The organism is Hymenobacter cavernae, from assembly GCF_014641455.1.
Taxonomy (GTDB): domain Bacteria; phylum Bacteroidota; class Bacteroidia; order Cytophagales; family Hymenobacteraceae; genus Hymenobacter; species Hymenobacter cavernae.
On the sequence record NZ_BMHT01000014.1, the window covers coordinates 23,038 to 30,428 of the forward strand.

General features: G+C 53.3%; 7 protein-coding genes. 1 reads left to right on the top strand and 6 read right to left on the bottom strand.

All coding sequences use genetic code 11. The features are described from left to right. Nucleotides 1–222: 222 nt before the first annotated feature. The 5 genes from IEX74_RS22495 to IEX74_RS22520 all read right to left on the bottom strand — a co-directional run bounded on the left by IEX74_RS22495 (nucleotide 223) and on the right by IEX74_RS22520 (nucleotide 5,588). On the bottom strand, nucleotides 223–1,878 hold the full coding sequence (locus tag IEX74_RS22495) for a T9SS type A sorting domain-containing protein (RefSeq protein WP_188816347.1): 1,656 nt from the start codon (nucleotides 1,876–1,878) through the stop codon (nucleotides 223–225). Between the two features lie 212 nt (nucleotides 1,879–2,090). Then, a complete protein-coding gene (locus IEX74_RS22500; RefSeq protein WP_188816348.1) occupies nucleotides 2,091–2,663 on the bottom strand; it encodes a recombinase family protein in 573 nt (190 codons plus the stop codon). 348 nt (nucleotides 2,664–3,011) lie between these two features. Then, nucleotides 3,012–3,515 carry a hypothetical protein gene (locus tag IEX74_RS22505; protein WP_188816349.1) on the bottom strand — a complete coding sequence of 168 codons (504 nt, stop codon included), beginning with the start codon at nucleotides 3,513–3,515 and terminating at the stop codon, nucleotides 3,012–3,014. Nucleotides 3,516–4,607: 1,092 nt separating this feature from the next. After that, nucleotides 4,608–4,910, bottom strand: a complete 303-nt coding sequence (locus IEX74_RS22515) for a hypothetical protein (protein ID WP_188816351.1) — start codon at nucleotides 4,908–4,910, stop codon at nucleotides 4,608–4,610. Between the two features lie 24 nt (nucleotides 4,911–4,934). After that, nucleotides 4,935–5,588: a hypothetical protein gene (locus IEX74_RS22520; protein ID WP_188816352.1), complete on the bottom strand. Its 654-nt coding sequence runs from the start codon at nucleotides 5,586–5,588 to the stop codon at nucleotides 4,935–4,937. 282 nt (nucleotides 5,589–5,870) lie between these two features. On the opposite strand from IEX74_RS22520, the gene IEX74_RS22525 reads away from it, so the two are divergent. Next, nucleotides 5,871–6,506 (top strand): hypothetical protein, encoded by a 636-nt coding sequence (locus tag IEX74_RS22525; RefSeq protein WP_188816353.1) that lies wholly within the window; start codon nucleotides 5,871–5,873, stop codon nucleotides 6,504–6,506. Between the two features lie 429 nt (nucleotides 6,507–6,935). Here the strand turns inward: IEX74_RS22525 and IEX74_RS22530 are convergent. Further along, nucleotides 6,936–7,391 (bottom strand): DUF2339 domain-containing protein (locus tag IEX74_RS22530; protein ID WP_188816354.1); only part of this gene is annotated, 456 nt, incomplete at its 5' end.

A 7,391-nucleotide genomic window follows, 5' to 3' on the forward strand; every position in this document is an offset into this window, starting at 1 on the left:
GAATACTTGATAGCGGAGAGGAATAAAATAGATAGAACAAGTGTACTGCACGCAGGCTGCCCAGACGTTGGTGCCGCAGGAACAAGCCTTGCGGCTTTCGCACGTCTACACGCCTCTAGCAGCAAGATGGGGAAAGTGCTCGTTTGGTTGCTTGGCAATGGAGCATACTAGCGCAGCCTTGCCCCTTCTTCTTATCTGGTTTGCTTTCCTATCGCCTACTCCTTACTCCAACACCACCCGCTGGGTGGCTACAAAGCCATCCAGTCCTTCCACCCGCAGCAAGTACAGTCCGGCGGAGTGCTGGCCTACTTCCACCGGCAGATCGGTGCCCGATGGTACAAACAGGGATTGCTGATAGACGATGCGGCCAGTAGCATCCAGTAGCGACAAGTGCAGCCTCGTGCGCGGTGTTGCTGCTGGCAGCAGCACACTTAGGCGATTGTGGGCTGGATTAGGGTAGACGCTTAGCGTAGTTGAGGCAGTAAGCGGCTCCGTGGCAGTCACCACATCCGGGCCGAGCTTCACCACCCAATAATCAAAGTCTCCCTGACTCGGCTGCGTCTTGTCGCCGCTCACCCCGGAGTTGGAAATGCCACCGGCCACGTAGCCGCCATCGGGTGTAGGCTGCAGGGTATAGAGTTGGTCAATTCCAGCACCGCCTACAACCTGGTCCCACAACTTATTCCCCTGGCCATCCAGCTTGACGAGCCAATAGTCGTGGCGTTCTTTGCTTTTACCGGCTTGTGTTTTATCTCCGCTGATGTCGGAATTGGAAAACCCGGCCAGCAGATACCCGCTATCCGGAGTAGGCAGTAAAACGTGAAGTTGATCGTAGCCTGCTCCGCCGATCGTACGATCCCAGACTTTGTTGCCGCTAGCATCAAGCCTCACCACCCAGTAATCGGGCGTTGTTGTGGGGCCTTGATTGGCTTGGGTCTTGTCGCCGCCGAGGTCAGAAAACGACCGCCCGCCGAGTAGATAGCCGCCATCACTGGTGGGCACTAGCGTCTGGAGCCAATCTAAGTCTGTGCCGCCGAAGGTGCGGTCCCAAAGCTTATTGCCACTTACGTCCACTTTCACGATCCAATAATCGGCCATTGTGCCTTGGTTGGGCTGCGTCTTGTCGCCACTCACAATCGAGTACGAATAACCTCCAAGGATATAACCGCCATCCAGCGTGGGCTGTAGCGCTTGCATCTTGTCCACGGAAATACCGCCGAAGGCTCGATCCCAGAGTTTATTACCGTTGGCATCCAGCTTGATGAGCCAGTAGTCGGAGGCGCCTCGGGTAGCTTGCGTGCGATCACCGTTGAGGCCGGAGTACGATTCTCCTCCAAGCAGGTAGCCGCCGTCACTGGTGAGCTGCAGAGCGCATAAGACGTCATGCGCACTCCCACCGAAGCTACGGTCCCAAACCTTATTGCCACTAGCATCCAGTTTTATGACCCAGTAGTCTTGCCCACCGCGGCTTGGCTGGCTTTTGTCGCCGCTACGGTCCGAAGAGGAGTAACCTCCTACGATATAGCCCCCATCCGGCGTTTGCTGCAGGGTAAGTAAGACGTCATCAGCGTTCCCTCCGAAGCTGTGATCCCAGACCTTATTACCGCTCGCATCCAACTTGATCAGCCAGTAGTCTTGCCCACCCTGGCCCGCCTGGGTTTTATCGTTGCTAACGTTAGAGGCAGAAGAGCCGCTTAGAATATATCCCCCTTCTTTAGTAGGCTGTAAGGCATTCAAGCCATCAAAGGCCGTACCCCCAAAGGTTTTGTCCCACTGTTTGGTTAACGCTTGAGCCTGAACCGAGAAGCTGCCAGCCAGCAGGCCAGCGGTAAGCAAGAAAGCGGCGCATAGCCGCGGTAGAAGTAAAGAAAATACCATAAGCTAGATCAAGTTTAATATAATATTAGCTTGTAAATATACTTACTTGAGGCCGCTACACCTTGGATAGCTGTAGCTAAATACTCCCCTTGCCAGATTCTCTGCTTCTATGAAATCCGTGGTTGCAAAATCCATGAAAAACGGAATGTCGTTTTTATGGATGCCTTGTTAGTTAGAAGATCAAGGCCCCAAAAAGAAGAGCGAGAGCGTGCTCACCCCTTGGTTGTCACGCCTAAGAAGGCCAGGTACCGGTAGATGGTCGCCCGCCCCGCGCCCAAGAGCGTGGCGATCTGCCCACCCGTATGACCTTGTAAATAGAGGGTCTTGGCGGCCTCGGCTTTGGCTAGTGCGGCGGGGCTCAAGCCCGCGGGTCTTCCCCCCTGCCGCCCTCGGGCTCGTGCAGCTGTTAGCCCGGCATTAGTGCGCTCGCGGATGAGATCCCGCTCGAACTCGGCTAAGGAAGCAAACAGGTTGAACATCAACCGGCCTTGGGCGGTGGTCGTGTCCAGGTGATCCTGCAAACTGACGAAGTTCACCCCTTGCTCCTGAAAGCCGGTGACCAGCGTCACCAGGTCTTTCAAGGAACGGCCCAGCCGGTCCAGCTTCCAGACCACGACCGTGTCACCTGGTCGCACTTGGTCGAGCAGCTGCCGCAGCACCGGACGCTCCTTCACCGAGGAGGCTTTCTCTTGTAGAATCGTGGTGCACCCATACTTCTGTAGAGCATCGGTCTGCAGGTGCAGCTGCTGATCGGCAGTGCTCACCCGGGCATACCCAAAGATCATCGGTCTAGTCTTATGAAGTCAGTAGGATACAAGATAATGAGAAATAGAATAGTGAGACAAAGCCATGAGACAAAATAAGAATGAGTAAGCAGTTCATCGGACAGAGCACCCACGTGTCTCATTAAACGTCCGTTTGCTGAGACCGCACGCCCGGCCAAAAGGGGGCTCAACTACCCTCCTGGGAATGGCTGCTCGTCTGCTTGCCCTACCCCGCCCAGTGCTTGGACACTTTACGGGGTCCGTTTACAAAATGTCCAAGCCGATTAGAGAAGCGTTGTTTGATCAACGGTTGGACATCTTTTAAGGTCTCCTTTGCAAAATATCCAACCTGGTACCCTTCCCCTCTTGTTATTCGAGCGAGGTCAATCGAAACAAATCCTCCACACCTTGGGTTAACTCGGGCGCTTGGAAGCGGGAAGTACATGGGTGCTGTGGTTGTAAGCTATCTGCTTTGAGCAGGGTTCGTACGAGTTCCTTGAGTGAGGGCTCAAACTGACGCCAGTCCCCTTGATAGACACGACTCTTGCCGTGTCGGTAGAGCACCGCTTTGGTCATGCCACAGTCGGAACAACTAATAGGTTGCTCACGGGCTTCCTTATGTGGGGGGACTTGGGCAATCTCCTGAGCAACGGCCATGACTTGCCGCAACTGGGAGGGCGTGAGCGTGAAACAGGACACCACCGAGTCCTGGGTTTCTACATTGAGCCGTAGCGTGTGCACCTGGCCGACGCTATCTAGCTGATAGGCCCGGGTTTCGTTCCACCCATTGAAGGTAAAAAGCGCGAGTGCTTCGACGTGGCTACCCTCTTGGTTTGCCGATCCGCAGCTACTGAGCAGTAGAGCTGTGAGCAAGAAAATTAGAGAGCGCCACTTAGCCATTTTCGAGACTCCTTGCCTGCCTGCCGTATTGGATAGTGGCACTGAACACGTCCAGACACGTGATGCTACTTTGCGAATAACGGTCAAGTAACGTGATAAAACGCAGCCTTGGCATTGATTAGCCTGTTTGGTAACTCTTGTAACGTTTTCTGATTCAACGTTTGGAAGACGTTATAGGCTCTATCGCATGTTAGTTAGTAAGATAAGGCACTGTCTTTCCTTCGCAGGACTCACCGCTTGTCTAAAAGCAACAAGATATCGGCGTTGGTTAGAAACAAGCCGATTCGTGTAGGACTCACCACGCAAAGCTGGTAGGTATATTTATCCGCCGACTGTCCTTCATAATGAAAGACTTGTAAGGTGCTGGCGGCGGTGTTGAGCAAGTTCATGAAGGTATTCCCTACTAAGCACGTCGTATCAGCGGCGCGATAATCACACTCGAGTTCACCGCCAGGATAGCGCCTGGTTTCGTCTGAGTCCACGCTTCGTTGAAAGAAGGTAGCACCGGTTACCTTCGCCGTTCGGCTGTACCCATCTGTTTTCTCTAACTGCGATGGAAACGTAAGTGCCTCCTGCGTGAGCACAAACTCACTGCCCCAATAGGCTCGTGTTCGCGCAGCAAACGCTTTTCGGCTAAGAGCAGGCTTTGCTACTCCGAACTCTAGAAACGTATTCTTGACGGCGATTACGCGCCAAGTACCGACTAATGGCGCGGCCGTGGGGGGCTGTAGATTACTGACTAACAGAGTTAACAACCCAAGCAGTGGTTGTAGGAATATACCGATCACGTGCGATTAGGATTTATATCAATGGGTTGAGGAAACACTACCCATCCAAGAGAATGTCAAAGTGCTTGATGCAAGTGGCACCAAGAGTCGTTAGGTACTCCTAATGCCCAATCCGTAGCAAGCTTCTTATTTGTAAAGTATTATATAAAGTTGGATATGGTAGAGAATGTCAAAATAATATTTTTCTTATAATGTCTTTATAACAAACATTATGTTCATTAACTTTTTCGAGGTATACCGAAGGCGTTTACAATTGCTCTATCTTAGAAATACGCAACTAAGGTAATCCTAAAATGCGTTCGAGTTGCCTTTCAATATTCTCCCTTTTTAACGCATACTCTTCCACGTCAATTGTTTCTGCTACCCGCTCGGTTTGCCTTTCCATAAAGGGACAGATAAACCAGAGCAGCGTGACAAATCGTTGCGATAACAGTTCATGCTCATCAAGCTGAATGCTCATGAGAGTTGTCACAAAGTCGCCGTAGAGCACGGGATCAAAAATACCTTCGCGTAAGCGCCCTAAGAAACCGGTTTCAAGCTCCCAAGCGGCTTCCAACTTATCTAGGTATGATGGGTCCATACGGATATGCAAACAATGGCAAATTTAGCTTAACCTTAAACTAGGTGGGATAGCGAAGAGGCAAAACCAGGCTGTCGTATAAGTCTTTTTTATGTTAACCGGACCTTGCTTTTTTTGTAAAGTCAAGGGAGTAAATAGGCGGTCGAAGTAGCTGTCCACACGGTAAAAAGCGGCGCTGGGCCGCGCCACGGTGGAGGTGTGTAGCTCCTGAATCTGTCCCATTAAAGTCTGTCCTCGCCAGTGAATTTGCAGTCGGCCGCTGCTATCATCGGAGTACTTCCAAATCCTGCCAGCGGTGTCGACATCGGTCAGCGAAAAGCTCTGAAAGAAGGCGTGCGTGAGGGCAAACAAACTATCTGCTTGCGCTGGCTGTAGGGCGGCCTCCACCGTATCGAGTGCTGCTTTCGGGGGATTGAAGATGCTGGTTCCACTACCATCGGGCCGATGGATCCAGTAGGCAAACATGACTGTGCCAACAGGTACTGGGTTACGTTTGAAGGCGTGATAGCGCCAGCGTTTGTGCCGGAGTTCGTACACATGCCCCGATTGGCTCAGTTCTATCGAGTAGTCGTATCGCTTCAGCAACTCGGGAGCTGAGTTCGTGGGTGCCGTACAGGCGCTGAGCCACCAAACGGCCCCTACCAGGAAGATGGCAGTAGAGGGGAGGCATTGTTTCATCGCGAGCAGGTCGTGGGGGCTTGTCTTTATAAAAGGCCTTCTAGTTAGATAAAAGTAAGAAGTAGCTTGCTCTGTCAGTTCGTCCGTTTCCTAAGAAAAGTTGATTGACATAACATTGCTTCCAAGACAACTCTTGGAAAAGTGGTAAGTTTTGGCCTCCTTTTGGGACGCGGCCGATGTGGTACTTTGCCGGGAATAAGGTGCTCACTGAAATCAGACCTGCGCCGCTTGGAAGAGGCGCTGACTGACGCAGTAGGGTAATTTTCAGTTCTGATGACTACCATGAAAACCTTGCTTATCGCCTTGTTGCTGCTGGCTACCGGCCGGACGCAGGCGCAATTCCTTTCGCTGAAAAAGCTGCTGCTCGTGGCCGAAAAAGCGCAAGGGAATTTTCTTGGAGAGAGCAGGCAACCCTTCGAGTCGGAAAAGGTGCTGCGGGAAGGGGGGTTCGCACGCGTGCGGTGGCGGGAACACGACCCGGATATTGACTACAATCCCGCCTCCTATAAACTTTATTCGAGGACTACTGATGCCTTCCTCCTTTTCCACGCCGATGCTCATGGCCGGCTGCTGGAGGAGCTGGTGTACCGCGTCAGAAGCCCCGCGTGTGTAGTACAGCTTCGCAAGCAGCTGGTAGCGGCCGGCTTTGTGGTGCTGAGACCCGGAGAGGTGCCCGAGGAAGATCCGAATGCGATAGTAACCCATTTTTCGCCTTATGACCTGTACTGTAGCAATCCGAAATACACCGTCACGATAACAGGCGAAATGGATGCAGCCGGTAAAGACCTGCACCGCTATTCCGTGTCCATCAACCGTGACGCCGCCATGCGGCAGATGGAAGACGAAATCAATGCCGTGAACAAGGATGTACAGGAAGCCGAACAGGGGAAAGCACTCCCAAAGCCACATCAGCGATAATGAAGCACTTTTTACATATTGCTAACCACCCCCTTTGCAGCACGTAAACAGCTTCAACACTGCTCAAAAGATGGTAGGACAGTTCCTGCTGCGCTTATAACGTACTGTAAAGGCTCCTCTATAGAACGTTACAGACTGCACTTCGTACCGCTGACGGCCATTACTACTGCCTGGCCTAGCCTGTTGCTCTTCAATCAAGTAAGTGACCGCCTCCCCTGCTGGCCGTACGGCTTAAGGTGCAGCTTCAGGCCCGCAGGCGAGTTCACAAAGCCGTGCGATTCGTTGAACCGCACGGCTTCGGGGCGTTGTTTGTCCGTGATCAACGGCAGCAGATGCACCCCGTGGGGGGTGGCCCACGAGATAGCATACGGAAAGAGTTGGGTGCCAATTCCCCGCTCCGGTACGCCGGCTTAACGTGTATAGACTCGATTATTCCGGCGGGACATCCTCGGCCGCCAGCTCATCCGCTGGCGTGAAGCGGGCTTTGAAGCGGGCATATAGCGCATTCATGCCCAGCAGCAGCAGGCCCATGAAGATAAAGACGAAGGCCCGCGTGATGGTGCCGCTCCGGCTCAGATCGAAAAACACCAACCGCAGCAGCGAGCCCAGCATACCAGCTAGGGCGAGGTAGCGCAAATCCTGCCGCCGCAGCAGCAGACTGGTGCTGAACACGGCCACCACTTCCAGCATGAGCAACACGGTGAGCACCGAGCGGTCAAAAGACTGCACGAGCAGCAGCGAGAGGGCCAGGAAAGCCGGGTAGAGCAGCCAAGATTCGAGCACGCGGCGGGGCGGGCGGGCCAGCCGGTCCCAGGTGGGCGAGAGGCCAGCATAAGGGGTGTTTTCAGCTTGCAGGGCCAGGGTCACGTAGCCAAACAGGGAGGC